Annotated in this window: 21 protein-coding genes and 4 tRNA genes; 8 read left to right on the forward strand and 17 right to left on the reverse strand. The window is 70.6% G+C overall.

Annotated features, from left to right (window positions below; translation table 11 throughout):
* Window positions 1-22 precede the first annotated feature (22 nt).
* Window positions 23-1,999: a threonine--tRNA ligase gene (gene thrS / locus STSP_RS12015; RefSeq protein WP_067275871.1), complete on the reverse strand. Its 1,977-nt coding sequence runs from the start codon at window positions 1,997-1,999 to the stop codon at window positions 23-25.
* 153 nt (window positions 2,000-2,152) lie between these two features.
* Between thrS and STSP_RS12020 the strand changes: the two genes are divergently transcribed.
* Window positions 2,153-2,716, forward strand: coding sequence for a DinB family protein (locus tag STSP_RS12020; protein ID WP_067275873.1), 564 nt, complete (start codon window positions 2,153-2,155; stop codon window positions 2,714-2,716).
* Window positions 2,717-2,733: 17 nt separating this feature from the next.
* On the opposite strand, the gene STSP_RS12025 is transcribed toward STSP_RS12020, so the two are convergent.
* Window positions 2,734-3,969: a hypothetical protein gene (locus tag STSP_RS12025; RefSeq protein WP_067275876.1), complete on the reverse strand. Its 1,236-nt coding sequence runs from the start codon at window positions 3,967-3,969 to the stop codon at window positions 2,734-2,736.
* Window positions 3,966-4,532: a DUF4365 domain-containing protein gene (locus STSP_RS12030; protein WP_067275879.1), complete on the reverse strand. Its 567-nt coding sequence runs from the start codon at window positions 4,530-4,532 to the stop codon at window positions 3,966-3,968. Before STSP_RS12030 ends, STSP_RS12025 begins: the two co-directional genes overlap by 4 nt.
* Before the next feature lie 179 nt (window positions 4,533-4,711).
* On the opposite strand from STSP_RS12030, the gene STSP_RS12035 reads away from it, so the two are divergent.
* Window positions 4,712-5,437 (forward strand): 3'-5' exonuclease, encoded by a 726-nt coding sequence (locus STSP_RS12035; protein WP_067275881.1) that lies wholly within the window; start codon window positions 4,712-4,714, stop codon window positions 5,435-5,437.
* 64 nt (window positions 5,438-5,501) lie between these two features.
* Here STSP_RS12035 and STSP_RS12040 read toward each other — a convergent pair.
* A tRNA-Val gene (locus tag STSP_RS12040) sits at window positions 5,502-5,573 on the reverse strand.
* Window positions 5,574-5,639: 66 nt separating this feature from the next.
* On the reverse strand, window positions 5,640-6,092 hold the full coding sequence (locus tag STSP_RS12045; RefSeq protein WP_067275884.1) for an SRPBCC family protein: 453 nt from the start codon (window positions 6,090-6,092) through the stop codon (window positions 5,640-5,642).
* Between the two features lie 66 nt (window positions 6,093-6,158).
* On the opposite strand from STSP_RS12045, the gene STSP_RS12050 reads away from it, so the two are divergent.
* Window positions 6,159-8,621 carry an SCO7613 C-terminal domain-containing membrane protein gene (locus STSP_RS12050; protein ID WP_067275886.1) on the forward strand — a complete coding sequence of 821 codons (2,463 nt, stop codon included), beginning with the start codon at window positions 6,159-6,161 and terminating at the stop codon, window positions 8,619-8,621.
* A 7-nt stretch (window positions 8,622-8,628) separates the two neighbouring features.
* On the opposite strand, the gene STSP_RS12055 is transcribed toward STSP_RS12050, so the two are convergent.
* The 7 genes from STSP_RS12055 to STSP_RS12085 form a co-directional block, all read right to left on the reverse strand.
* Window positions 8,629-11,379, reverse strand: a complete 2,751-nt coding sequence (locus STSP_RS12055; RefSeq protein ID WP_067275888.1) for an exo-rhamnogalacturonan lyase family protein — start codon at window positions 11,377-11,379, stop codon at window positions 8,629-8,631.
* A gap of 165 nt (window positions 11,380-11,544) precedes the next feature.
* A complete protein-coding gene (locus STSP_RS12060; RefSeq protein ID WP_067275890.1) occupies window positions 11,545-12,195 on the reverse strand; it encodes a hypothetical protein in 651 nt (216 codons plus the stop codon).
* Window positions 12,196-12,202: 7 nt separating this feature from the next.
* Window positions 12,203-13,075: a carbohydrate ABC transporter permease gene (locus tag STSP_RS12065; protein WP_067275892.1), complete on the reverse strand. Its 873-nt coding sequence runs from the start codon at window positions 13,073-13,075 to the stop codon at window positions 12,203-12,205.
* A complete protein-coding gene (locus STSP_RS12070) occupies window positions 13,072-14,028 on the reverse strand; it encodes a carbohydrate ABC transporter permease (protein WP_067275894.1) in 957 nt (318 codons plus the stop codon). The genes STSP_RS12065 and STSP_RS12070 overlap by 4 nt, the downstream gene beginning before the upstream one ends.
* Window positions 14,029-14,042: 14 nt before the next feature.
* Window positions 14,043-15,329, reverse strand: coding sequence for an ABC transporter substrate-binding protein (locus tag STSP_RS12075; RefSeq protein WP_408646274.1), 1,287 nt, complete (start codon window positions 15,327-15,329; stop codon window positions 14,043-14,045).
* 583 nt (window positions 15,330-15,912) lie between these two features.
* Window positions 15,913-15,984 (reverse strand) — tRNA-Val (locus tag STSP_RS12080).
* 247 nt (window positions 15,985-16,231) lie between these two features.
* Complete coding sequence (locus STSP_RS12085; protein WP_067275897.1) at window positions 16,232-16,672, reverse strand: TIGR02611 family protein; 441 nt, start codon at window positions 16,670-16,672, stop codon at window positions 16,232-16,234.
* 194 nt (window positions 16,673-16,866) lie between these two features.
* Here STSP_RS12085 and STSP_RS12090 point away from each other — a divergent pair, with 194 nt between their 5' ends.
* On the forward strand, window positions 16,867-17,280 hold the full coding sequence (locus STSP_RS12090) for an SsgA family sporulation/cell division regulator (RefSeq protein WP_003959770.1): 414 nt from the start codon (window positions 16,867-16,869) through the stop codon (window positions 17,278-17,280).
* A gap of 529 nt (window positions 17,281-17,809) precedes the next feature.
* Window positions 17,810-18,385 (forward strand): CGNR zinc finger domain-containing protein, encoded by a 576-nt coding sequence (locus tag STSP_RS12095; RefSeq protein WP_067275899.1) that lies wholly within the window; start codon window positions 17,810-17,812, stop codon window positions 18,383-18,385.
* Window positions 18,386-18,395: 10 nt separating this feature from the next.
* On the opposite strand, the gene STSP_RS39610 is transcribed toward STSP_RS12095, so the two are convergent.
* A complete protein-coding gene (locus STSP_RS39610) occupies window positions 18,396-18,554 on the reverse strand; it encodes a hypothetical protein (protein ID WP_198547324.1) in 159 nt (52 codons plus the stop codon).
* Window positions 18,555-18,743: 189 nt separating this feature from the next.
* A complete protein-coding gene (locus tag STSP_RS12100; protein ID WP_067275901.1) occupies window positions 18,744-19,202 on the reverse strand; it encodes a hypothetical protein in 459 nt (152 codons plus the stop codon).
* Between the two features lie 254 nt (window positions 19,203-19,456).
* Between STSP_RS12100 and STSP_RS12105 the strand changes: the two genes are divergently transcribed.
* Window positions 19,457-19,984 carry a DsbA family protein gene (locus STSP_RS12105; RefSeq protein WP_067275904.1) on the forward strand — a complete coding sequence of 176 codons (528 nt, stop codon included), beginning with the start codon at window positions 19,457-19,459 and terminating at the stop codon, window positions 19,982-19,984.
* Window positions 19,985-20,071: 87 nt separating this feature from the next.
* Here the strand turns inward: STSP_RS12105 and STSP_RS12110 are convergent, their stop codons facing one another.
* The 3 genes from STSP_RS12110 to STSP_RS12120 form a co-directional block, all read right to left on the reverse strand.
* Complete coding sequence (locus STSP_RS12110) at window positions 20,072-20,896, reverse strand: GNAT family N-acetyltransferase (protein WP_067275906.1); 825 nt, start codon at window positions 20,894-20,896, stop codon at window positions 20,072-20,074.
* A 91-nt stretch (window positions 20,897-20,987) separates the two neighbouring features.
* Window positions 20,988-21,809, reverse strand: coding sequence for an aminotransferase class IV (locus STSP_RS12115; RefSeq protein ID WP_067275909.1), 822 nt, complete (start codon window positions 21,807-21,809; stop codon window positions 20,988-20,990).
* Window positions 21,810-21,863: 54 nt separating this feature from the next.
* Complete coding sequence (locus STSP_RS12120; protein WP_067275912.1) at window positions 21,864-22,874, reverse strand: chorismate-binding protein; 1,011 nt, start codon at window positions 22,872-22,874, stop codon at window positions 21,864-21,866.
* Window positions 22,875-23,168: 294 nt separating this feature from the next.
* Here STSP_RS12120 and STSP_RS12125 point away from each other — a divergent pair.
* A tRNA-Gly gene (locus STSP_RS12125) sits at window positions 23,169-23,241 on the forward strand.
* A 35-nt stretch (window positions 23,242-23,276) separates the two neighbouring features.
* A tRNA-Cys gene (locus STSP_RS12130) sits at window positions 23,277-23,350 on the forward strand.
* Window positions 23,351-23,409 lie beyond the last annotated feature (59 nt).

Here is a 23,409-nt window from a genome sequence, read left to right on the forward strand (position 1 = left end):
ACCCACGTGAACGGTCGGTGCCTCAGACCTGGATCCGGCGCTCCACCACGTCAACGATCTTGTCGAGCGCCTCCTCGCGCGGAATGCCGTTCTCCTGCGAACCGTCGCGGTAGCGGAAGGAGACCGTCCCGGCCTGCATGTCGTCGTCACCGACGATGATCATGAAGGGGACCTTCTGCTTCTGCTGGTTCCTGATCTTCTTCTGCATCCGGTCGGACGAGGCGTCGACCTCCATCCGCAGGCCGCGCTTCTTGGCCTCGGCCGCGAACTCCTGCAGGTACGGCACGTGGGTGTCACCGACGGGGATGCCGACGGCCTGCACTGGAGCCAGCCACGCCGGGAACGCACCCGCGTAGTGCTCGAGGAGTACCGCGAAGAAACGCTCGATCGAGCCGAACAGCGCGCGGTGGATCATCACCGGCCGCTGCTTGGAACCGTCCGGGCCGGTGTACTCGAGGTTGAAGCGCTCCGGCAGGTTGAAGTCCAGCTGCACGGTGGACATCTGCCAGGTGCGGCCGATGGCGTCCTTGGCCTGGACGGAGATCTTCGGGCCGTAGAAGGCCGCGCCGCCCGGGTCCGGGACCAGCGGGAGGCCCTGCTTCTCGGCCACCTTGCGCAGCGTCTCGGTGGCCTCCTCCCAGACCTCGTCGGAGCCGACGAACTTCTCCGGGTCCTTGGTGGACAGCTCGAGGTAGAAGTCGGTCAGACCGTAGTCGCGCAGCAGGTTCAGTACGAAGGTCAGCGTCGAGTCGAGCTCGTCCGCCATCTGCTCCTTGGTGCAGTAGATGTGCGCGTCGTCCTGGGTGAAGCCGCGGGCGCGGGTGAGGCCGTGTACCACGCCCGACTTCTCGTACCGGTACACGGTCCCGAACTCGAACAGGCGCAGCGGCAGTTCACGGTACGAGCGGCCGCGCGCGTCGAAGATCAGGTTGTGCATCGGGCAGTTCATGGGCTTGAGGTAGTAGTCCACGCCCTCGTCGAGCTGCATGGGCGGGTACATGCCGTCGGCGTACCAGTCCAGGTGGCCCGAGGTCTCGAAGAGCTTCCCCTTGGTGGCGTGCGGGGTGTAGACGAACTCGTAGCCCTCTTCCTCGTGGCGTCGCCGCGAGTAGTCCTCCATGACCCGGCGGATGATGCCGCCCTTGGGGTGGAAGACCGCGAGACCGGAGCCGATCTGGTCCGGGATGGAGAACAGGTCCAGCTCGGCGCCGAGCTTGCGGTGGTCGCGCTTCTCCGCCTCGGCGAGGAACTCCAGGTGCGCCTTGAGCTCGTCCTTGGACGGCCAGGCGGTGCCGTAGATGCGCTGCAGCATGGGGTTCTTCTCGCTGCCGCGCCAGTACGCCGCCGCGTTCCGCATCAGCTTGAACGCCGGGATGTTCCGGGTGGTGGGCAGGTGCGGACCCCGGCAGAGGTCCTTCCAGCACAGCTCGCCGGTCTTGGCGTCGAGGTTGTCGTAGATGGTCAGCTCGCCCGCGCCGACCTCGACGTTCGCGCCGTCGTCCGAGGACGCGGAGCCCTTGAGGCCGATGAGCTCCAGCTTGTACGGCTCGTCGGCGAGCTCCTCGCGTGCGGCCTCGTCGGTGACGACGCGCCGCGAGAAGCGCTGGCCGCGCTTCTGGATCTCCTGCATCTTCTTCTCGATGGCCTTGAGATCCTCGGGGGTGAACGGCCGCTCGACGTCGAAGTCGTAGTAGAAGCCGTCCCTGACCGGCGGGCCGATGCCCAGCTTGGCCTCGGGGAAGAGCTCCTGCACGGCCTGCGCCATGACGTGCGCGGTCGAGTGCCGCAGGATGTTCAGCCCGTCCTCGGAGGAGATCTCGACGGGCTCGACCTTCTCGCCGTCCTTGATCTCGTACGCGAGGTCCTTCAGCTGCCCGTCCACGCGGGCCGCGACGATGGTGCGCTCACCGGCGAAGAGGTCGGCGGCCGTAGTGCCCGTCGTCACCACGCGCTCTTCCCGCTCGGAATCGCGATGGATGATCACACGGACGTCTGACACCGGTCTCTCCTGCCTGAAGGTGGATTGCGCACGCCACCAGATAAGCGACGCACTAACGGATCGTACCGACTCGCCGGGCCCGGTCGCGAAACGGTTTCCCGGACACGGGCGGTCAGCGGGCCGCCACGCGCCCGGCGTCCTAGTGTGAGCCGCATGGCACTCGACTGGAACAAGCTCCTCTTCGACCAGCTCGACTGGCACTGGGGCCACCAGCTGCGCCTTCGCCTGGTGGGGCTGACCGACGACGAGTACTTCTGGGAGCCGGTGCCCGACTGCTGGAGCGTGCGCAGGCGCGGCACGAGCACCGCTCCGATGGCGGCCGGCTCCGGTGACTTCGCCATCGACTACGCGTACCCCGAGCCGCAGCCCGCGCCAGTGACGACGATCGCCTGGCGCCTGGGACACATTCTGGTGGGCGTCCTGGGAGCCCGTAACGCCTCGCATTTCGGGGCGGCGCCCGTGGACTACACGACGTACGACTATCCCGGCACGGCCTCGGAGGCCCTCGACCGGCTGGACGCCGCGTACGCGGAGTGGACGGCCGGGGTGCGCGGCCTGGGCGAGAGCGGCCTCGCCCGCCCGTGCGGCCCGGCCGAGGGCCCGTACGCGGAGGAGCCCATGGCCACACTCGTCCTGCACATCAACCGCGAGATGCTGCACCACGGCGCGGAGATCGCCCTCCTGCGGGACCTCTACGCCCACCGTCCGACAGCCTGAGCACCGCCCGGCAGAGGTCAGTCGTCGGCGCCACACGCCTCCTCGAGGAAGTCGAGGTTCTCCTGGAGGGACTTCATCAGCCGGTCCCGCTCGGCGTCGTCCACCTGCACGGGTGCCACCCCGGACGCCCCGGTCAGCCTGCGGAAGCCGCCACGGCTCTCCAGCCTCCCGTGCACCCGGATCGGCAGCCCGACGAGATGCGCGTGTCCGGCTATCCGGTACGCCTCCTCGTCCAGCGTCAGGCGTACGTGCGGCACCTCCGCGCCCGCAATGACACGCAGCCGCACCGTGCCCTCGCCGCGCGGCCCTGACCTGCGCATACGCACCACGGTGCCGGTGAGACGCACCGGAACCGACGGCTCCACGCGCATGTAGCGCGCGCTCGCCTCACGCAGTACGGACAGGTCGCCGGGCGAGAACTCGACCGGCTCTGCGGGCGTCGCGCACCCTTCGGGGACCCCGGCGGCCGGGGCCCACTCCACGGCGATGCGGGCGCCCTGCGAGCCGCGGACCAGGGCGACCAGCGCCTCCGTCAGCTCATGGCTGACGCCCGCCTCGACGGCTCCGTCGAAGGCGTCCATGCCGCCGGTGGCCCGCCGGTAGTCGATGGCCTCGCGGGCCGCGTAGAGCGCCTGATGGAGCCGTACGGCCAGGGGGCGCCCCGGTGTGAGGGGAACGAACGCGGTGAGCTGGCGCCCGCCCGGCGCGGCCCCCACCAGGACGCTCTCGAGCGACGCCGCAGCTGGCCGCCGGTGGCGGGCCCCGTGGTACCCGGCGCGCCCGCGCACCGCGAGTGCCGCGGCGAGGAGCACCTGCCGTGCGGCGGTCCTCAGCTGCTCCTCCGCCGGCCAGGCCGCGGCGCCCGCCGGCCCGGTGGGCACATCGCGCCACCAGCGGATCTCGTCGCTGGGCACAGCGAGCCCGACGAGCACCTCGCGGGCGGCGGGCGTGCCGCTGCGGCTCAGCGCGACAAGAGCCTCGCCGAGCAGGTCCTCGCTGTCCGGGAAGGCGCGGCTCTCCGGCACGAGCAGGCTCGTACGGCTGCTGCCCGGGCCCGGCGGGGTCCAGCGCGCGTACCGCCCCGCGGCGCCGCCGCGGCGCTGCCAGCCGTGGCGGTGGAGCAGCGCGCTGAGCACGGCGGGGTCGACCTGGTCGGGCTCGGGCGGCTGCGCGCCGAGCGCCGCGGCGTCGGCGGGGTGCGCCCGCATGGCGCCTACGGGGCGAAGTGGCTCGTCGATCGGACGGTGCGTCACGGTTTTCCTCCCGTCCCGACCCGCGTCATGATCTCGCAGAGCGCCCGGTCGTCGAAGATGCGCGAGGTCGGTATGCGCACGGTGGTCCTGCGGCGGCCGGTGACGGGGTGCCCGGCGAGGTTGATCCAGTAGCAGCAGTGGCGCAGGTCGAGCCGGTCGTGTCCGGCGCGCAGCCAGTCGTCCTGGGACCTGGGCACGATCATCACGACGAGGATCTTGTGCACCGAGACCGGGGTGCGGGCGAGCTTCGCCAGGTGCGCGTTGTCGAGCGTGAACGAGAAGGCAGGCCCTGGCGGGTTCGGCGGGATCTGGTACGTGGCCTTGAGCTGCACCTTGATGGTGACCTCGTCGTCGACCGTGTGCCCGGGGGCGCTGTGACTGACGTGCCAGTCGATGCCGTTGTCCGGAAAGGGCTGGGACAGCGAGCAGCCCGCGGCGGCCGCGACGGCATGCAGATAGCCCACCTGCAGCGTCTCCATACAGGCGGTGGTGGCGAGCGAGCCGCGCGGCGGAGCAATCCGCTCGGGCAGCAGCCCGCCCCTTTCGGGCTGCGCGAGCGCCATCTCCAACAAGCCTTCCGCTGTGGTGAATCCCCGTTGAATCCCTGTTCGAGCCACTGAAGTTCCCTGACCCGTATCTGTGTTGTCTCCCCCCTGCGTACGCCGCAAACGGCCGGGTATCACCAGGTCGGGGCAGGGGACGCACGTCAACTGCCGAAGGGTGAACGAGGAGTTGTGTGCGTATGACGTGCTGGTACGAGGGGCCCCTGGTTGCCTTCGACACCGAGACCACCGGCGTGGACGTGGAGACCGACCGGATCGTGTCCGCCGCCGTCGTCGTGCAGGACGCCGCGGGGCTTCGCGCGCGTGTGACCCGCTGGCTGGTGAATCCGGGCGTTCCGGTGCCCGAAGCAGCCACGGCGGTGCACGGACTGACGGAGGATCACCTGCACCGCAACGGCCGCTGGCCGGCCCCGGTGATGGAGGAGGTGGCCAGGACGCTCGCGGAGCATGTGGCGGCGGGCCGCCCGCTCGTGGTGATGAACGCGCCGTTCGATCTGACGCTGCTGGACAGGGAGTTGAGGCGGCATCGGGCCTCCTCTCTCTCCCACTACCTGGAGAGCTCCCCGCTGTGCGTGCTCGATCCGCGGGTTCTGGACAAGCACCTGGACCGCTACCGCAAGGGCCGTCGCACGCTGACCGATCTGTGCGAGCACTACGGCGTGGTGCTGGACGGCGCCCATGACGCGGCGGCCGACGCGCAGGCCGCCCTGGACGTCGTACGGGCGATAGGCCGGCGGTTCGCGGCCCGCCTCGAGCGGCTGTCGGCGGCCGAGCTCCACACGCTGCAGGCGGTATGGCATGCGGCACAGGCGCGTGGGCTGCAGGCCTGGTTCGCCCGGAGCGGCACACAGGAGGCGGTGGACCCGGCGTGGCCGCTGCGGCCGGAGTTGCCGGCGGCGGCCTGAGCACGACAGGACGCTGGGCACAACAGAAAACCGGCCCGCCTGCTGGCGGACCGGCCTCTCCGGGTGGGCGATACTGGGTTCGAACCAGTGACCTCTTCGGTGTGAACGAAGCGCTCTCCCACTGAGCTAATCGCCCGGGAACGCACTGAACCATACAGGGCCCGGTGGGTGTCGTTCAAACCGCGTTCAGCAGGGCGCCCCGTCAGACCGAACTCAGCAGGGCGGTCAGTCCGCGGCGCCCGCCGCGCATCATCAGGGCGTGGTTGGCACGGAACAGACCACGCGCGGGCACGGCGAGCCGCCGCATGACCGGCTTGCGGACCTCGACCTCCTGGTCGTACCACGCGCGCGTGCCGCTGCCGCCGGGCGCCGAGGCGACCGTCCAGCGAGCCCAGCCCTCCAGATCGCCGGTCATGCCGACCTCCAGCACCCCGGCTGCCGGATCCCGCCGCCGCTCATGGGCGGTGACGACGAGGTCGTACGGCAGGAGGGAACGGAAGCGGGCCACACCAAGCCGGCTGCCGAGGGGAGTCACCTCCCGTACCTGCGGCCACCAGCGCGGATACTCCTCGGCCCGCTCCAGCACCGCGTACACCCGGTGCGGCTGTGCCGGAAGGTTCCAGACGCTGCGAAAGCGGTAGTGGCACCAGTCCATGTACCGAGTGTGCCCGTGCGGAGCCTCCCTGTGTGCGAGCTGAGTACGTTCTGAGTACGCGCACTCATGCCGTACGACGTGACGGGGACCACACTCCGGGGCATGACACACATCCCGCCCCCGGCCGACGAGCTGCGGCTCCTCGACGCCGAGCTGCGGCAACTCGATGCCCGCCGGGCCCAGTTGCTGGCGCGGCGCGCCTGGCTGGTCGCCGCGCTGCAGGCGCAGCCGGTCCCGCCGGTACCTGTCGCACCCCGTCCCGAGGCCTCCGCGCCGCGCGTCCAGAACGTGCTCCTCCTGCTCGGCGGCGTCCTGCTCACCGTCGCCGCGACGGCCTTCACGCTGGTCAGCTGGGGACACCTCGGGATCGCCGGGCGGGCCCTGGTGCTCGGCTCGGTCACGCTGGCCGCACTCGCCGCGCCGGTGCCGCTGCTGCGGCGCGGGCTGCGCTCGACGGCCGAGTCGGTGGCCGGGCTCGGACTCGCGCTGACGGTGCTCGACGCCTACGCCCTGCACGCGGCCGCGCTCACGGACGTGGACGGCACGGGGTACGCGGCGGCCGCGTCGGGCGTGCTGGCCGGGGTGTGGGCGGCGTACGGCCGGGGGCTCGGTCTGCTGCCCGGCGTCGCCTCCCCCGCCTTGGACCACCCTGCGCCGGAGCAGGTCCGGCGCCTCCCGCTCCGCCTGCCCCTGCCCGCCGCTCTGGCCGCTGCCCAGCTCCCGCTGCTTCTCTGGGCGATCGCGGTCGCCGCGGGTCCGTACTGGATCACGGCCGCGCTCCTGGTGACGGCCGGGTTCGACACGATGGTGGCCCTCCGGAGCGCCGCCAGGTCCGTGCGGGTGGTCGCCGCCGTCGGCGCGTACGGCATGGGCGGCGGGGGCGTACTGGCGGCCGGCTGGCTCTCCTGGGACGCGGTCGGCCCTGGCGCCGCCGCCCGTGCAGGGGTCCTGCTGACCCTCGGGGCGGTGATCGCGCTGGGTGCCGCGTGGCGTTTGCCGAAACCAGGCACGGCCACGGGTACGGCACTGACCGGCGGTCTCCTGCTGGTCGCGGCGCTCGGCGGGGTCCTGCGTGCGGTCCTGCCCGGCGACTGGACGGTCATCGGTTATCTGGCGGGTGGTGTCGCGCTGTTGGCGGCGGTACGCGGGCGGCTTCCCGAGCCGGTGGGCCGCGGCCTCGCGTGGGCCTCCGGCGCGGTCCAGGGGCTGGCGCTGCTCTGGGCCCTGCCGGTCGTCGGGGTCGCGCTGCTCGGTCCTGTCGGCTGGGCGGTGCGGCCCTGGACCGGCGTGCCGTCGGACGCCCGCGCCGCGGTGACGGCCGACGTCCCGTGGCCGCCGTACGCGGCGGCGGCCGCTGTCGTCCTGGCCGTCATCGCCGGTGTGCTGGCGGCGGTCGTCCGGAACGCGATCTGGCGTCCGCGGGCCCTGACCGGTGTGCTGGTTCTGACCTGGGCGACCGCGCTCGTCCTCCCTGCGGTCTTCGAACTCTCCTATGAGATCGGCTTGTCGGCCCAGGGCATCACGACGGTGGCCGCCCTTGTGGCAGCGGCGACTGCCCGCCTGTCCCCGCACGCGCGCGTGACCGCCGTCGTCCTCTCGCTGGCGACCTCGCTCTCCCTCGCCTTCCTGTCCCTCGCCTCCGAGACCGCGACGCTGGTGGTGCTCGTCGCCCTGACCGTGCTGTTCGCGGCGGCCTCGTGGTTCGCGCGTCTGGCTCCTGTCACGGCCCCGGCCGCGCTTGCGTACGCCTCTGCGCTGACCTGCGCGATCGGCGCCTCAGCGGGCTGGCGGCCTGAGCACACGGCGCTGCTCGTCCTGGCGGTGCCCGTGGCCGCGGCCCTGCTCGCCGTGCGGTTCGGCGGCTCCTCCGGCTCGCCGGCGACCGTGCCGGTGGAGGTGACCGGAGCCGTCGCCGGACTTCTCGCCGTCGCTCTGACCGTCGCCGACCCGCCGATGCTCGCCCTGGTGCTCGCCCTGTGCGGCGTGATCGCCGCGGGCACCGCCGTCCGGTCCGATCGCCGCCCCGTCGGCTATGCGGCAGCCGCCCTGTTCGTCCTGGCGACCTGGGTGCGGCTGGCCTCCTGGGACGTGGAAACGCCGGAGGCGTACACGCTGCCGGTGACCGTCCCGGCGCTGCTCGTCGGCGCCCTGCGCAGGCGCCGTGACCCGGGCGCCTCGTCATGGACGGCGTACGGCCCAGGGCTCGCCGCCACGCTCGTGCCGAGCCTCGTCGCGGCCTGGGGCGATCCGCACTGGCTGCGTCCGCTGCTGCTCGGCGCGGCGGCGCTCCTGGTCACCCTGCTGGGCGCCCGGCACCACCTCCAGGCGCCGCTCCTCATCGGCGGAGTCGTGCTCACCCTGGACGCGCTGCACGAACTCGCCCCGTACCTCGTCCAGATAGCGGGCGCGCTGCCCCGCTGGGTGCCTCCCGCACTCGCCGGGCTCCTGCTGCTCGCCGTCGGTGCGACGTACGAGCAGCGGATCCGGGACGCCCGGCGGGTGCGGGAGGTGCTGGACAAGATGAACTAGCCGCCGGCTACGGCATCCTGTCGCCGAGGAGAGCCAGGTTCTCGATGGCGGCGAGGCCGTACAGCGCCGTGTCGTTGGTGTAGACCCAGTTGGCCTCGCTGCCGGGCACCAGGGTGACCGGTCCGCTCACCTTCTCCGTCTTCCACGGGGCCGATTCCTTGTACCCGTCGGAGTTGTAGAACTTGTCCCATGCCCGCTTGGCGAGCTTCTCGTCGCCGGTCTGGACGGCCGCGTAGGCGTCCAGGCGCGAGTGGCCCTGGAAGAGCAGCAGCGAGCCGAAGTTGGAGCCGTAGCGGGCCGCCTGTTCGGCCTTGGTGGCGTTGAAGTAGCGGCAGTAGTCGAAATACGCCTCGTTGAACTTGGGCATGTCGACCAGGTCGATCAGCTCGGCGCACAACTCGTTCAGGCCGAAGACGGCCGACAGGTGCGAGACGCCGACGACGGGCTTGTCAGCGATCGCGAACTTGCCGGTATCGAGGTCGTAAAGACCGCTGCCCTGCACGAAGCCGTTGGGCTGGGCCGCGATGGTCTCCATCGTGGAGAGCACACGCGCCTTGGCCTTCTCCCACTTGGGGCCCATGCGCTCCCACTCGGTGAGCCAGGCCGACACCAGACCGCTCCAGTCGGTGCCGAAGCCGATCGACAGCGCGTGCCGGTCGGGCGTGTACGGCTCGGTGCGGATCTTGCGGATCGGGTCGAGGACGAGGAACGTCTCGTCGGAGTCGACGTTGGCGTGCATGAGGTCACCGACCCGCTCGTCGCCCGTGAGGAAGTAGTAGTAGCGCCGGTAGGTGGTGTTGGCGATGCGCTGCTGCTTGGCGCTGTCGGCGTAGTGCTGCACGCCGTGGCGGGTGCCGAGGCCTGCCCACTCCCCCAGGTGGTAGACGTCGACCTCGCCGGTGTGCCGGGTCATGGCCTCCGCGAAGCGGAAGATGTCGGCGCGGCCGCTGCGCAGGTACGCGAACCAGAGCCACAGGTCGGGCGAGAGCTCGGAGTTGTCCCAGGCGTAGCCGCCGACGTCGTAACGCCACTGGTGCCGGGCCGGGTCGTACGAGTGCATGATGTCGCCGTAGTCCCAGAAGCCGTACCACCGGCGCATGTCCACCTGGTCCTTGTAGTAGGTGAACAGGAAGTCCAGGTGGTCCTCGATCTTCGCCTTGGCGGGCGTGGAGCGGTCGGGCTCGGAGAAGAGGCCGCCGAAGACCTTGGCCTTGATGAGCTGCTTGGGCGGCGCGGTCAGCTGCGGCGGGGTGCGGACGGCGTCGACCTGCTGGGCGAGGGTCTCGGGGCTGGGTGTGGAGTCGTTGGCCCAGAAGAGGAGTTCGCTGGTGCGGGCGATGCCGTAGGGGGTGCCGAAGCCCGGCTCGTAGTCCTCGTACGTGATGTTGAGGCCCTCGAGCTGCTCGGCGTAGGTGTCCTGGCCGAGGCCGTCGTGGTAGAAGCGCAGGTCCATGGGCTGCGCCTCGGGCGACCAGAGCCAGAGCGTGACCTCGGCCTCGTCGGTGTGCGCGTCCCGGATGTCGAGCTGGGCGGGGAACTTCTCCCAGAACTCCCGCAGGCCGAAGGAGAGTCCGCCGCTCGCTCCGCCGACGTATCCGAAGCCGCTGGCCCTGCGGCCGCCGCCCGCGGCGATCCAGCCGTGGCCCTTCTTGGTGCGCTTGCGCAGCGTGAAGCCGTCGGCGGAGAGCTGCGAGAGGGTGTAGTCACCCCAGGTGGGGATGAGGTGCAGGCGGCTGGTGACCCGCTGGTCCCAGGTGGCGGGGTCCGGGAGCTTCTTGCCCTCGAACTGTGCTGCCTGCACGGCAGCACCCGGGTCGCGGCGCAGGCCGGTGATGCCCTTGACGGCCTCGCGCAGCAGTCCGGTTTCGTCGCCGCCGATACGGATGTGCCGGTCGTACGCCTCGTCGCGCATCGGCACCGTGAAGCGCACGCCGAGGCCGCGGATGAAGTCGCCGCTGGCCTTTCCGGGCTCCTGGGAGCCGTCGAAGGTGATGGTGTGCACCATGCGGAACGACTCGGCGCCCGCGTAGAAGTAAAGCCGGATGGAGAAGGGCAGCCAGGCGCGGTCGCCGCGGCGGTGCTTGCCATCGATGCGGACGACGGCACGGACCGGTCCGTCCTGTTCGACCTTGACCTCGGAGATGGCGCTGTCGAACCGCTCGTACTTCTGCGTGCCCTGGTCGCCGTCCTCGAGCTCGCCCTGGCGGAGCAGGACGAGGCGCCCGTTCTTGGCGATCTCGGTCGAGCCGCGGGTGACGGATTTGACCAGGGTGGAGCCGCTCTTGCCGATCTTGGCGGTGATGACACCGGTCGATATGTCGATGGTGCCGCCGCTCTTGTCGACCGTGATCTTCTTCTCGGGCTCGGCGGGCGCCCCGGCGGTGAGCGTGAACGTGTCGGCGACCGTCTGGGGGCCGATGGCGTGTGCGGTCCATTTCAGCGAGCCGTCGGGCCAGTACGCGAGCGGCCAGCTCTGGACGGGCACCTCCTTGCCGTCCTCGGTCGCCAGCGCGAAGGTCTGGTCCTTGTCGTACGCGCCCTTCGGCCAGGGCACGCCGACGGTGGAGCCGGGGGCGGCGCCGAGGCCGCCGTCCTCGAGCCAGTTGAGCGTCACCGGATCCGGTTCCGCGGCCGCAGCCGCGGCCTCGGCTCTCGTCGCGGCGGACGCGTCCTGCGTGCCCAACGCCCAGCTGAACTGGGCGGCGGCACCGGCGACGGCGGCCGCCTTGAGGACGGACCTGCGGGGGATGGGAGACATGGCCTTTCCTTTCCGTTCGACGTGCGGGTAGGTCAGGAAGCGGAGGTCAGGGGCATGACAGAGAGCGGCGCGGCGCCTGGGGCGCCGGCCTGCGAAGGCTCCGGTGGCCGGCCGCGGCGACGCGGCCACCGGGTGGGCGGGTCAGTGGGACACGGGGTGGGCGGGTCAGTCGCGCATGTACCGCTTCTCGACGGCGACGGCCGCCGCCGCGACGGCCCCCAGCACGGGGACCGCCAGCGGCGGCGTGACCCAGGCGGACACGGCCACCACGACCAGTCCGCCGACGAGCAGGAAGGATCCGGCAGGGTCCAGTACGGTGCGGCGCCCGGCGGCCGCGAGGAGGGTCCGCCAGGACGCTCCGGCCTCCCAGACGGCCGCGGCGCGCAGCCCCGCGACGACCAGACCGATCAGGGCGAAGATCCCGACGGCGGCCACCAGGCGGCCGCCGGGCAGCCCCGCGCGTACGGCCTGGACGTCCACCCAGACCACGGCCGCCGCGGCCCACCCGGCGAGGCCGGCGAGCCAGCCGCGGCGCACCGCGTGCCGGAAGTCGCCCGCGAACTCCCGCAGGCCACCGCCTTCGTGGGCGATCCGCCGCCGCAGGTGCCGCGCCCCGGCGGCGAACGCGGCCGGGTAGGTCACCAGCGGCAGCGCGGCCACCGTGATCCACACCCCGGTGAGCAGGCACTCGGCGAACAGACCGAACCTCTCGGCGAGGACGGACTCCTGGGACGCCTTACGGGCCTTCTGCCGGGCCTTGTGGGCCTTGCGGGCCTGACGAGCGGTGGTCCGGGCCGCATCCGTACGGAACGCCATGGCCGTCTCAGCCCTTCAGTCCGGAGGTCGCCATGCCGTCGATCAGGTAGCGCTGGAAGGCGAGGAAGAAGGCGAGCACCGGCACGAGCGCGGCCATCGCCATGGCGATCATGCCGCCGTAGTCGGAGATGCCCTGCTGGTCGCGGAACATCATGAGGGCGAGCGACACCGTGGCCCGGTCCGGGTTGTTGAGGTAGATCAGCGGACCCATGAAGTCGTTCCAGGCGTTGATGAAGGTGAAGATCGCCGTGGTGATGATCGCGGGCCGGGTCAGCGGCAGCACGACGGACCAGTAGATCCGCAGGTGGCCGCACCCGTCCAGGCGGGCCGCCTCGTCCAGCTCGCGCGGCAGGCCGCGCATGAACTGCACCATCAGGAAGACGAAGAAGGCCTCCGTGGCGAGGAACTTGCCGGCCAGCAGCGGCACATACGTGTCCGTGAGCTGGAGCTTCTGGAACATCACGTACTGCGGGATCAGCAGCACGTGATACGGGAGCAGCAGGGTCCCGATCATCAGGGAGAACAGCACGTTCCGTCCCCTGAACTGGATCTTCGCGAACGCGTACGCGGTGAGCGAGCTCGAGACGACCACGCCGGCCACCGCGAGGCCCGCATACATCAGCGAGTTGAGGAAGAAGGTGGAGGTGGGGATGTTGGCCATCCCGTCCGCGAGCCCGGAGAAGTTGGACAGGATCGGATCGGCCGGGAACAGGTCCAGCGATCCGATGATGTCTTCGCCGGGCTTGAACGAGGCCCCGATCACCCACAGCACCGGGTAGAGGACGACGGCCAGGACCGCGATGGCGGAGACGTGCCAGATGACGGAGCCGGTCCTGCGGCGCGAACCCGCCGTAGGAACGGTGGCGTTGGCGGTGCTCACTTGGCGCCCTCCTCGTAGTGCACCCACTTCTTCTGCGACCAGAACAGCACCGCGGTGACCAGTGCGACCGCGAGCAGCAGCATCCAGGCCATCGCGGACGCGAAGCCCATCTGCGTCTCCTTGAACGCCTTCTGGTACAGGTAGCAGGTGTAGACGAGCGTGCCGTCAGCCGGGCCGCAGGACGTGTCGGAGACGACGTACGCGGAGCCGAAGATCTGGAATGAGTGGATGGTCTCCAGCAGGACGTTGAAGAACAGCACCGGGGAGATCATCGGGAGCGTGATGCTCCAGAACCTGCGCAGCGGGCCCGCGCCGTCCACCTCGGCCGCCTCGTACAGCTCCCGCGGGACCTGCTTGAGACCGGCAAGGAAGATGACCATGGGGGCGCCGAACTGCCAGACGGTGAGCGCCACCAGGGAGTAGAGGACGAGGTCAGGGTCGCCGATCCAGCCGCCCAGGTTCCAGCCGAAGGCCTTCAGGCCGCTGTCCACGATCGCGTTGTCGGAGAACAGCGCCCGCCACACGAAGCCGACCGAGACGCTCGCACCGATCAGCGACGGCATGTAGAACGCCGCCCGGTACAGGCCCTGGCCGCGCCTGCTCTGCGCCAGCAGCAGCGCCACGCCGAGCGCGAGCAGCAGCTTCAACGGGGTGCCGATCACCACGTACTTGAGGGTGACCTCGACCGACTTGCGCCAGCGGGGATCCTCGAACATCGCGGTGAAGTTGTCGAGGCCGACCCACTGGGGCGAGGTGAACAGGTTGTAGCTGGTGAAGGCGTAGTAGAACGACGCCACCATCGGACCGGCCGTGAGCAGCAGGAAACCCGCCAGCCACGGTGACATGAACAGATAGCCCGCGAGGCTCTCCCGCCGGCCCCGCCGCTTGGCTGCGGCGGGGCCGGAGGAGCGCTCGCTCGGGGCCAGGACGGGCGTGTCCTTGACGAGCGTCATGGTGCGATGTCCCCTCAGGCCGCGAAGGCGGCCTTCGCCTCGTTGAAGAACTGCTTCACCGCGGCGTTCACCTTGGTCTTGCCCTGGGACATGTCGCCCGCGATGCGCAGGAAGGCGGCCTCGGCGACGTCGGCGCCGGACGGGTGCGGGGTGATCTTGCCCAGCACGCCCTCCTTCTGACACGCCTCCTCGAACGCGGCGATCGCCTTGTTCTGGTCGTCGGACGGCGTGTAGGCCTCGTACTGCTCGTCGGTGGGCAGGATGCCGCGGTCGTAGCCCATGATCTTGCCGACCTCCGGGTCGTGGACCATGAAGTCGATGAACTGGGCGGCTTCCTTGGGGTACTTGGTCTTGTTGGATATCGACAGCATCAGCGAGCCGAGGTACTGGCCGGTGTCCTTGCCGTCCACGGTTGGGATCGGCGCGAGGCCGATATTGGGGTGACCTTCGCCTGCGTAGCGGACGGAGAAGTTGTCCCAGGTGAACTCGGACGCCGCGAGCCCGGCCGACAGCGCGGACTTGGGCGCGACCTGGGCGACCTTCTTCGGGTCGCAGACCACACCGGACTTGACGCGCTTGTAGCCGTCCTCCCACCACGGGATGAGGTCGTCCTCCGTGAATCCGAGGCCGGTGTCGGTGAAGAACGCCTTGCCGTTCTGGCGCAGATACAGGTCGTAGAGGTACATGATCCCGAAGTAGCCGGTGTCTCCGGCTATCTTCTGGGTGTCCTTGATGTGCTGGAGTGCGTCGAAGTACTCGTCCCAGGTCCAGCCGAACTCTGGCTTGATTCCGGCCTTTTCGAAGATCTTGTTGTCGATGACGAGCGACATGGTGTTGGCACCGACCGGGATACCGAGCTGCTTGCCGTCCACCTGGCCGTTGGCCTCCACGCCGTTGCGGAAGCCGTCAAGGCTGAGATTCCCGGCCTTGATCTGCGAGTTGAGGTCCATCAGCACGCCGCGCTTGTCGTACTTGCGCAGGAAACCGACGGCGTTCTGGAAGACGTCCGGCGGATTTCCACCCGCGGCCTGAGTCTGGAACTTCTCCCAGAATGCGGCGTAGTCGGTGAATTCCGGCTGGATCTTGATCTTCGGGTACTTCTTCTCGAACAGCGCGATGCACTTCTTGATCGCCACCGCGCGCGGCTCGCCGCCCCACCAGGCGTGGCGGAGGGTGACGGTCCCTCCGCTGCCCGAGCCGCTGCCTCCCCCGCAGCCGGCTGCCATCAGCCCCACAGTGGCCAGCGAAGCACCCCCCGCCTTGAGGAGCTTCCGCCTCCCAATAGACTCGTCGGCACGCACAGTTGGGCCTCCCCGCCACATCATGACTTGTCGTGAATCGTTTCAAGTAAGCGCTTGCTGGCACAAGGTACGGAGAGGGTGGGGCCCCGTCAACGATTCTGACAGGATTTACTCGAAGCGTTTCAACGACGGGTCCGGATCGCAACACCGCATCGCGGGCGGGCTCATGGGCGGGTGTGGCCGGGATTCGGCGCTGTCGGGGGGGTGTTGGGGCCGGGTGCGGCGGCCGGGTGCCGCACCATCGGGTCCGGGCGAGAGGCACAGGCACCCGGATACGGGTCGGGCGGACCGCCCGGCCTGTCGCCGGGACGGTCCGTTGCCGGGACGGTCTGGGGTCTGGCCGGCGACCGGTCGCGGCGACGCGGGCGTGCGGGGCCGAACAGGACGTCTGCGGCGCCTGTGGGCGCCTCGCGGACCTGCTCCCGTCGGCGAGCGCCTGCCCCCATTGCGAGGGCAGGCGGAGGGTGAGGGCAGGCGGAGGCCGAACCGGGCACGGCAGTGCTGGAGTGCGTGCCACTGGAAGGTCGCCCGTGGACACGGCTGCGGCCCGGAGGCTGGAAGCCTCCGGGCCGCAGATCCGGGGTGGGCGATACTGGGTTCGAACCAGTGACCTCTTCGGTGTGAACGAAGCGCTCTCCCACTGAGCTAATCGCCCGGGCGCAGAGAGAACATTACCGCATGTCAGGGGATGCTTCCGACCAGGCGGCGGCCGCGGTGGGCTGCGGGGCAGGTGCCGCGGAGGAGGCTGCGGTGCGGGTCGCCGAGCGCCGCGGCCGACCTGAGTCGAGCCCCCGGCAGGTGACCGCCGACAGGCGGCCCCGGACGCGGGAGGACCTCGCCAAGGTCAGCGTCCGCCCGGCGACCGCTCCTCGGTCACCGTGCCCCGGCCATCCGTCCGCCGGTCACTGATCGATGTTCCACGGCATCTCGAGCCCGAACTTCCACACGTAGATCCCGCCCAGCACGGCGATGATCACCAGACCGACGCTCGTGAGGATCACGTTGCGCCGCCGGACCCTCGGGTCGAGCGCACGCTGTGCCGCCTCGGTGACCTTGCGCTTCGTCCAGCGCAGCACCAGCTGCGCCCAGACGAACTCGGTCGCCCAGATCGCCATGCCGCCGAAGATCACCAGCCAGCCGGGGCCGGGCAGGACAAGCATGAGCGCGCCCGCCACGACCACCGCGAGCCCCGCGACGAAGACGCCGACCTGCCAGCTCAGGTGCAGGGCCCGGCGCTCCTTGATGAATCCCGGCGCCCGTGAGCCCAGCTCGGGTTCCTGGGACTCTGCCCCTGCGTCGGCTACCACGGCGACCTCCCCCGGCTCGTCACTCCCCGTATTCATACGGCCAAACCCTACCGGACGGGAAACGCCAATCACCGGAATGGCTCTTGTCGACGAACTCACACTCGGCCGGACGAGCTACCTAAAGCCACGCAAAACGCTCAGAGGGGTTTACAACGGCACCGTAGGTGGCATGTCGATTTCGCCGACGTGCGAATCCCCGAGCGCACACTGAGCGAAAGGCCCTGGCGCTTATGAACACCACGGTCAGCTGCGAGCTGCACCTGCGCCTCGTTGTGTCGAGCGAGTCCTCACTGCCTGTTCCCGCAGGACTGCGGTATGACACGGCCGATCCGTATGCCGTGCACGCCACCTTCCACACCGGAGCCGAGGAGACCGTCGAGTGGGTGTTCGCCCGCGACCTCCTCGCTGAGGGCCTGCACAGGCCCACAGGCACCGGCGACGTCCGCGTCTGGCCGTCCCGCAGTCACGGTCAGGGCGTCGTCTGCATCGCCCTGAGCTCGCCGGAGGGCGAGGCCCTGCTCGAGGCCCCGGCGCGGGCCCTGGAGTCCTTCCTGAAGCGAACGGACGCCGCGGTCCCGCCCGGCACGGAGCATCGCCATTTCGACCTCGACACAGAGCTCTCACACATCCTGGCGGAGAGTTAACGAGGCCAGGCTCAGAGCAGCCCGGCGCCGTCCACTCGGGGAGACGGCTCGGGCCACGACAACCGCACAGCACAGGCGCCGGTGCCGCCGCCGCGGGTTCCGCGGGGCGGCGCCGACGCGTATGCGGCCGTTACCCAGTGTCATGCTCACGTGGCCCTTCGTCACCCAGCCCACCAAGGGGACCAAGGGACGGGGCGGCGAACCGCGCGGTGCAGTGACCGGTCACAGCCCGCCGGTGACCCTCGGACGGTCCGGCGCCTCCGGGAGGACTGGGCGGACCTTGGGCGGCCGCCACCTCCCGCTGGTGCCCGTAGGCGAGGCACATCGGGGAGCGTAGGGGCCCGCTGCGCGCACGGGGAGCGCGGTCACGCCTCGCCGACGGCGACACGCCCGTACCGCACGAACGTGACGTCCGCCTGGCCCGGACGGGCAGCCGCGGCGTCCCGGGGGCCGTGGTCCGCCGCAGGGAGCCGCTAGCATCGGCCTGCATCGGCGGGCTCTGCCCGATCCCCAGGCCAGGGAGCGACTCGTGCTGATCACCCACGACACCCGGTGTGCCCTCGATACCGTGGTCGATCTGGTGAACACCGCACCGGAGAACGACGAGGCCGACGGGCTCGCAGACCTCGGCGCCCTGGCCGGTTTCGTACGAAAACACGAAATCAGTGACGTCGGCGTGCTGACCGATCACGACCTGGCGGCCGTACGGCGCGTACGGGCCCGCTTCGCCGAGATCTTCGCCGCCGACGACGCCCGTACGGCCGCCGGCATGATCAACGAGCTGGTCGCGGCGGCAGGCACGACACCTCGGCTCACCGATCACGACGGCTATGACTGGCATGTGCACTACTTCGCGCCCGGCGCGTCCGTCGCAGACCATCTGGCGGCCGACTGCGGCATGGCCCTGGCGTTCTTCGTCGTGGCCGGGGAGCAGGACCGGCTGCGGCGCTGCGAGGCGCCCGACTGCCGGCACGCCTTCGTGGACCTGTCCCGGAACCGCTCACGCCGCTACTGCGACAGCCGCACCTGCGGCAACCGGCTGCACGTCGCTGCATACCGTGCGCGCCGCAAGGAAGCCACCGCGGCCGAAGCCACCGCACGCTGAAGCCACCTGCTCACAGCAGGAAAAGATCATGGACCGATGCCATGAGCAGCAGAACGCCGATCACCGCCAAGAAGATCATCAGGGGCGGTTGGGAGAGCGCGAAGAGGCACCCGCGAGGCTCCTCGGCCGGAGTCGAAGGGGCGGCATCGCCCTGTGATGTGTCCAGCATGTCGGGGCGATGATGACGCAGCGGGCGCCTGCCGCGCGATCAACACGCCCGAGCGAAGCGGTAGTTCGCCGAAATACTTGACTTTGACGAGAGGACGGCTGCCCTGAGGGTCGTCGTCAGACGCTCGGATGGACGTCCGATGCTCGGATCGACGTCAGATGCTCGGATCGACGTCAGATGCTCAGATCCTCAGATGCCGTGCTTCTTCAGGATCGCTTCGATGTCGCTGAAGTCGTCCGTGGCATCGGCCGTGGCGTCGGCGCCACGGGACTTGGTCTTGGGTCGAGCTGCCGGGCGTGCGGCCGGGCCCAGGGACGGGGCCGCGGCCGCCGGGGCCACTGCTTCTCCACGGGCTGCGGCCTTCGCCGCCTTGCGCTCCTTGCGGGTTCCACCGCTGCGCCGCTCGACCGCGCGGGTCGTCATGAACAGGAGCCACGCGCAGCCCAGCACCCCGAAGCCCGCCCAGGCCACCGGACTGAACGCGGTGTGCGCCAGCCACTGCACGGCGCCGGTCATGACCAGACCCAGCGGAACCAGCGAGTACGCGGCGATGCGGGCCGCCGCCAGGAAGCGCTTGCGGTACGCGGTGATCGCGGCAATGCCCAGGCCGGCCGCGGAGACGGCAGAACAGACGGTCTCGGCAATCATCCGGTCCTCCAGGCATGGCAGGCAGTCGGGCTGTGATGATTCGTCCCCTCCATCCTGCACCGCCCCGAGCCCCCGGGCCACGGTGCGTCCGGACCTCAGGGACATCTCCGGGTACGGCGTCCTCCCCAGGTCCCAGAGGCCGGGTCCCAGAGGCCAGGTCCCAGAGCGGCCCCGTTCATGTTTCCGGCCGGTTCCCCAACCGGACGAGGCGACTCCAGTTGGGGCGGCCCCCGCCCGGCTGGGAGACTGGTCCCATGAGCGACTCCACTCCCGTCGGCACCACGGCCCGCCCCGTCCTGGACGTCTGGTGCGAGCTTCAGTGCCCCGACTGCCGCACCGCCCTCGACGACCTCCGCGCGCTGCGCGCGCGTTACGGCGACCGTCTGGAACTGCGGCTGCGGCACTTCCCCCTCGAGAAGCACAAGTACGCGTTCGCCGGCGCCCAGGCGGCCGAGGAGGCCGCGGTGCAGGGCCAGGGCTGGGCGTACGTGGAGGCCGTGCTCGGCCGGGTCGAGGAGCTGGAGCGCAAGGGCGAGCCGTTCCTGGTGAAGGTCGCGCGGGAACTGGGCCTGGACGCCGAGGAGTTCGACACCGCCCTGATCGACGGCCGGCACATCCTGATCGTCGACGCCGACCAGGCGGAGGGCAAGGCGATCGGCGTGACGGGTACGCCCACGTACGTCATCGGCGACGAGCGTCTGGACGGCGGAAAGAGCCAGGAAGGGCTGCGCGAGCGCATCGAGGAGATCGCCGACCGGCTGCTGGGCGAGCGGGAGGCGTAACGCCCTTCCGCCGAGTCCGCCCCGCGCGCCGCCGAGTCCCTCCCCCGCGCCGCCTTCGGCCCAGCGGCCTCTACAACAGCTCCTGCTCTACAACAGCTCCTTGTACATGGCGTACCCGGTCGGTACGTATCCCAGCGACTCGTACAACCGCTCGGCGGGAGTGTTTCCCGCGAAGACGTTGAGGGCGATGCGGGGTTTCCCGGCGGCGACGGCCTGGGCCTCGGCCAGCAGCATCAGGGAGCGGCCGTGGCCCCGGCCGCGGTACCGCTCGTCGGCCTCCACGTTGAAGACGTAGGCGCCCTCGTCACGCAGCGCGACCCACAGGGTGCCGACCGCGGTGCCCTGGTGTTCCAGGACGCTCAGGAGCACGTCCGGGGTGGCCGGACCGTCCGGCAGCAGGGCCGCGTGATCCTTCTCGGACTTGGCCCGGGCCTCGGCCTCGGTGACGCCCCGTCGGATCCAGCTCTGCGCGTAGTGCGCCTTGCCGTGCTCCAGCCACGGACCGTACTCGGCCTCCGTCATGGGCCGGCCCAGGGTGCCGTCAGGCAGGTCGGGCGGGGTGGTGCCGAGCGGCTTCTCCATGCCGCGGTTGCGCTGGACGTAGCCGAGTGCCGTGGCCAGCCGGAGTGCCGCCTCGGCGTCCGCGGGCACCGAGACCTCCATACGCCTGCAACCCCAGCCGCGCGCCACCTCCTCGGCCGCGAGCGCGGCGACGGTTCCCCGGCCTCGCCTGCGGTCCCGTTCGTCGATGCGCAGCTCCCGGATCTGGGCCGCGGCGGGTCCGAAGGCGGGGTGCGTGCCGAGATGTAGCGCGCCCACGGGACGGCTGTTCACACACACCTGGTAACGCCGTGAACGCGCGCCGTCGGCATCGTGCTGAAGCGGCTCGATCGGCCGCAGGGTCGTCGTCATCGTGGCTGTTCTACCCACCTCCGGATCCGGGGTCATCCGAATTCCGGGCGCCTGCGGGACCGGAGAGGCCCGGGCCCAGGCCCGGTGGGACCTACGGGTCGAGGTCGTCCGCTGCCCGCTCGTCGAAGATCCGCATCGCCTTCGCGGTCACCGGGCCCGGTCCGCCCGCCAGTTCGCGGCCGTCGACACGGTGGACGGCCTGCACGTCGCGCAGCGTGGAGGTCAGGAAGACCTCGTCGGCCCTCTCCAGGACGTCGAGCGGCAGATCGGTCTCGTGGGCGCCCGTCCACTCGACCGTCAGTGCGCGCGTGATGCCTGCCAGGCATCCGGAGGCGACGGGAGGCGTGTGGATCTCACCGTCCAGGACGACGAACACATTCGATCCCGTGCCCTCGCACAGCTGCCCCACCGTGTTGCCGAACAGCGCCTCGGAAGCGCCCTGTTGGTGGGCGCGGGCGAGTGCCACGACGTTCTCGGCGTACGAGGTGGTCTTGAGCCCGGCGAGCGCGCCGCGCTCGTTGCGGGTCCAGGGGACCGTGACCACGGCGGTCGTGTCCGGGCGCCGGGCCGCCTCGCCGAGGGCCACGACCAGGGTCGGCCCGTGCTCACCGCGGTCCGAGCCGAGCGGCGAGACGCCACCGGTGTACGTGATGCGGAGCCGGCCCAGCGGCACGGGGTTGGCCTCGAGGACGGCCGCGCAGGCCCGGCGCACCTCGTCCAGATCGGGGTCAGGCAGCCCGAGGCCGCGCGCCGAGCGGGTGAGCCGGTCGAGGTGGCGGGTCAGCGCGAAGGGCCGCCCGTCGACCGACTTCACCGTCTCGAAGATGCCGTCGCCGACCGTCAGACCGTGATCGAACACGGAGACACGGGCGGCATCGAGATCCTGCAGCCCCCCGTCGAGCCAGATCTTCACTTGAGGGTTCCTCCGCTCGCCTCGTACGTCCGTACGTACGTGCCACATCCCGGACTACGCTCCCGGGTACTCCCCCGACGCTACCGCGAGCAGCCGTGACGCCTTCAGCTCGGTCTCCCGCCACTCGTGCTCAGGGTCCGATCCCCAGGTGATGCCCGCGCCCGTACCGAAGCGGAGGACGCCCTCCGCACGGTCGATCCAGAAGGTGCGGATGCCCACGGCGAGCTCTCCGGTGCCCCGGTCGGCGTCGACCCAGCCGATCCCCCCGCAGTAGGGACCGCGCGGGGCCGTCTCGAGCGCCTCGATGATCCGCAGGGCGCTGGACTTGGGAGCGCCCGTGACCGAACCGGGCGGGAAGGTCGCGGCCAGCAGCTCCGGCCAGCCGGCATCCTCGCGCAGTTCACCCCGGACGGTGGATACGAGGTGGACGAGCCCCGGATGCTTCTCGACCACGCAGAGCTCCGGGACGGTCACAGAACCGGTCTCGCAGACGCGCCCGAGATCGTTCCGGACGAGATCCACGATCATCACGTTCTCGGCATGGTCCTTCTCGAGCAGATCCGCCTCCGTGCGGCCGGTGCCCTTGATCGGCCCCGACTCGACGACACGTCCGTTGCGGCGCAGGAAGAGCTCGGGCGAGGCGCTGGCGATCTCGACGCCGTGCCCGGGCAGCCGGATCGTTCCGGCATACGGGGCGGGGTTGCCGCGCGCCAGCAGCGCCGTGAGCGCGTCCACGTCGGCGTCCGGCGCCACGGGCGCGGACAGGACGCGGCAGAGATTGGCCTGGTACACCTCGCCGGCCGCGATGTGCTCGCGGATACGACGTACGCCCGCCGTGTACGCACCATGGTCGAGCGACGACGTCCAGTCACCGGTCGCCGGCCCGTGCCATGCCCCCGGCACCGGTGCGGGCACGGCCTCCCTTCGGACGTCCCCGAAGCGGGCGCAGACGAGCTGTCCCTCGAAGTCGGCGACCACGGCCCAGAAGCCGGTGGAGTCCAGGGCCGCGGGATCGCTGGTGACATCGAGGAGACCGCGGGCGACGAGGCCGCCGAAGCGGGCCATCGAGGCCGTCGGGGCCGTCAGAGCCGTCGGGCCGGAGGAGGGAGGGGGGCTTTGCACGGCTGTGAGTCTAGGTCGGGTGGCCTCGGCCGGTACGCGCACGGCTGACTTGACGCATGCCTGGTGGGCGCTCTGTGCGGGCCTCGCAGACGCCCTCGCGGATGCCCTCCCGGCGCCCCTCGACCGCGTCGGGGGCGCCACGGCGCAGCACGCTGCGCAAACGCGTTTTTGTGCTGGCCCAGGAATCCGCTAAAGTTCAACACGTCGCCGGGACGCGGAAGCGGACCGAACCGACAGGCGGACGTAGCTCAGTTGGTAGAGCGCAACCTTGCCAAGGTTGAGGTCGCGAGTTCGAGCCTCGTCGTCCGCTCGAAGTGGGGGATCTTCCCGACCCCCTACACTCCAGGTGGAGTGGCCGAGAGGCGAGGCAACGGCCTGCAAAGCCGTCTACACGGGTTCAAATCCCGTCTCCACCTCCAAGGACGATTAGCTCAGCGGGAGAGCGCTTCCCTGACACGGAAGAGGTCACTGGTTCAAT

Source organism: Streptomyces jeddahensis (assembly GCF_001642995.1).
GTDB classification, from domain to species: Bacteria; Actinomycetota; Actinomycetes; order Streptomycetales; family Streptomycetaceae; genus Streptomyces; species Streptomyces jeddahensis.

Coding starts and splice junctions, on each gene's coding strand:
- STSP_RS12090 (WP_003959770.1), top strand. CDS start 16,867: ATGAACACCACGGTCAGCTGCGAGCTGCACCTGCGCCTCGTTGTGTCG.
- STSP_RS12060 (WP_067275890.1), bottom strand. CDS start 12,195: ATGGCGTTCCGTACGGATGCGGCCCGGACCACCGCTCGTCAGGCCCGC.
- STSP_RS12105 (WP_067275904.1), top strand. CDS start 19,457: ATGAGCGACTCCACTCCCGTCGGCACCACGGCCCGCCCCGTCCTGGAC.
- STSP_RS12050 (WP_067275886.1), top strand. CDS start 6,159: ATGCCGTACGACGTGACGGGGACCACACTCCGGGGCATGACACACATC.
- STSP_RS12070 (WP_067275894.1), bottom strand. CDS start 14,028: ATGACGCTCGTCAAGGACACGCCCGTCCTGGCCCCGAGCGAGCGCTCC.
- STSP_RS39610 (WP_198547324.1), bottom strand. CDS start 18,554: ATGCTGGACACATCACAGGGCGATGCCGCCCCTTCGACTCCGGCCGAG.
- STSP_RS12085 (WP_067275897.1), bottom strand. CDS start 16,672: ATGAATACGGGGAGTGACGAGCCGGGGGAGGTCGCCGTGGTAGCCGAC.
- STSP_RS12120 (WP_067275912.1), bottom strand. CDS start 22,874: ATGGCCCGCTTCGGCGGCCTCGTCGCCCGCGGTCTCCTCGATGTCACC.
- STSP_RS12030 (WP_067275879.1), bottom strand. CDS start 4,532: ATGGCGCTCGCGCAGCCCGAAAGGGGCGGGCTGCTGCCCGAGCGGATT.
- STSP_RS12045 (WP_067275884.1), bottom strand. CDS start 6,092: ATGGACTGGTGCCACTACCGCTTTCGCAGCGTCTGGAACCTTCCGGCA.
- STSP_RS12035 (WP_067275881.1), top strand. CDS start 4,712: ATGACGTGCTGGTACGAGGGGCCCCTGGTTGCCTTCGACACCGAGACC.
- STSP_RS12055 (WP_067275888.1), bottom strand. CDS start 11,379: ATGTCTCCCATCCCCCGCAGGTCCGTCCTCAAGGCGGCCGCCGTCGCC.
- STSP_RS12020 (WP_067275873.1), top strand. CDS start 2,153: ATGGCACTCGACTGGAACAAGCTCCTCTTCGACCAGCTCGACTGGCAC.
- STSP_RS12110 (WP_067275906.1), bottom strand. CDS start 20,896: ATGACGACGACCCTGCGGCCGATCGAGCCGCTTCAGCACGATGCCGAC.
- STSP_RS12100 (WP_067275901.1), bottom strand. CDS start 19,202: ATGATTGCCGAGACCGTCTGTTCTGCCGTCTCCGCGGCCGGCCTGGGC.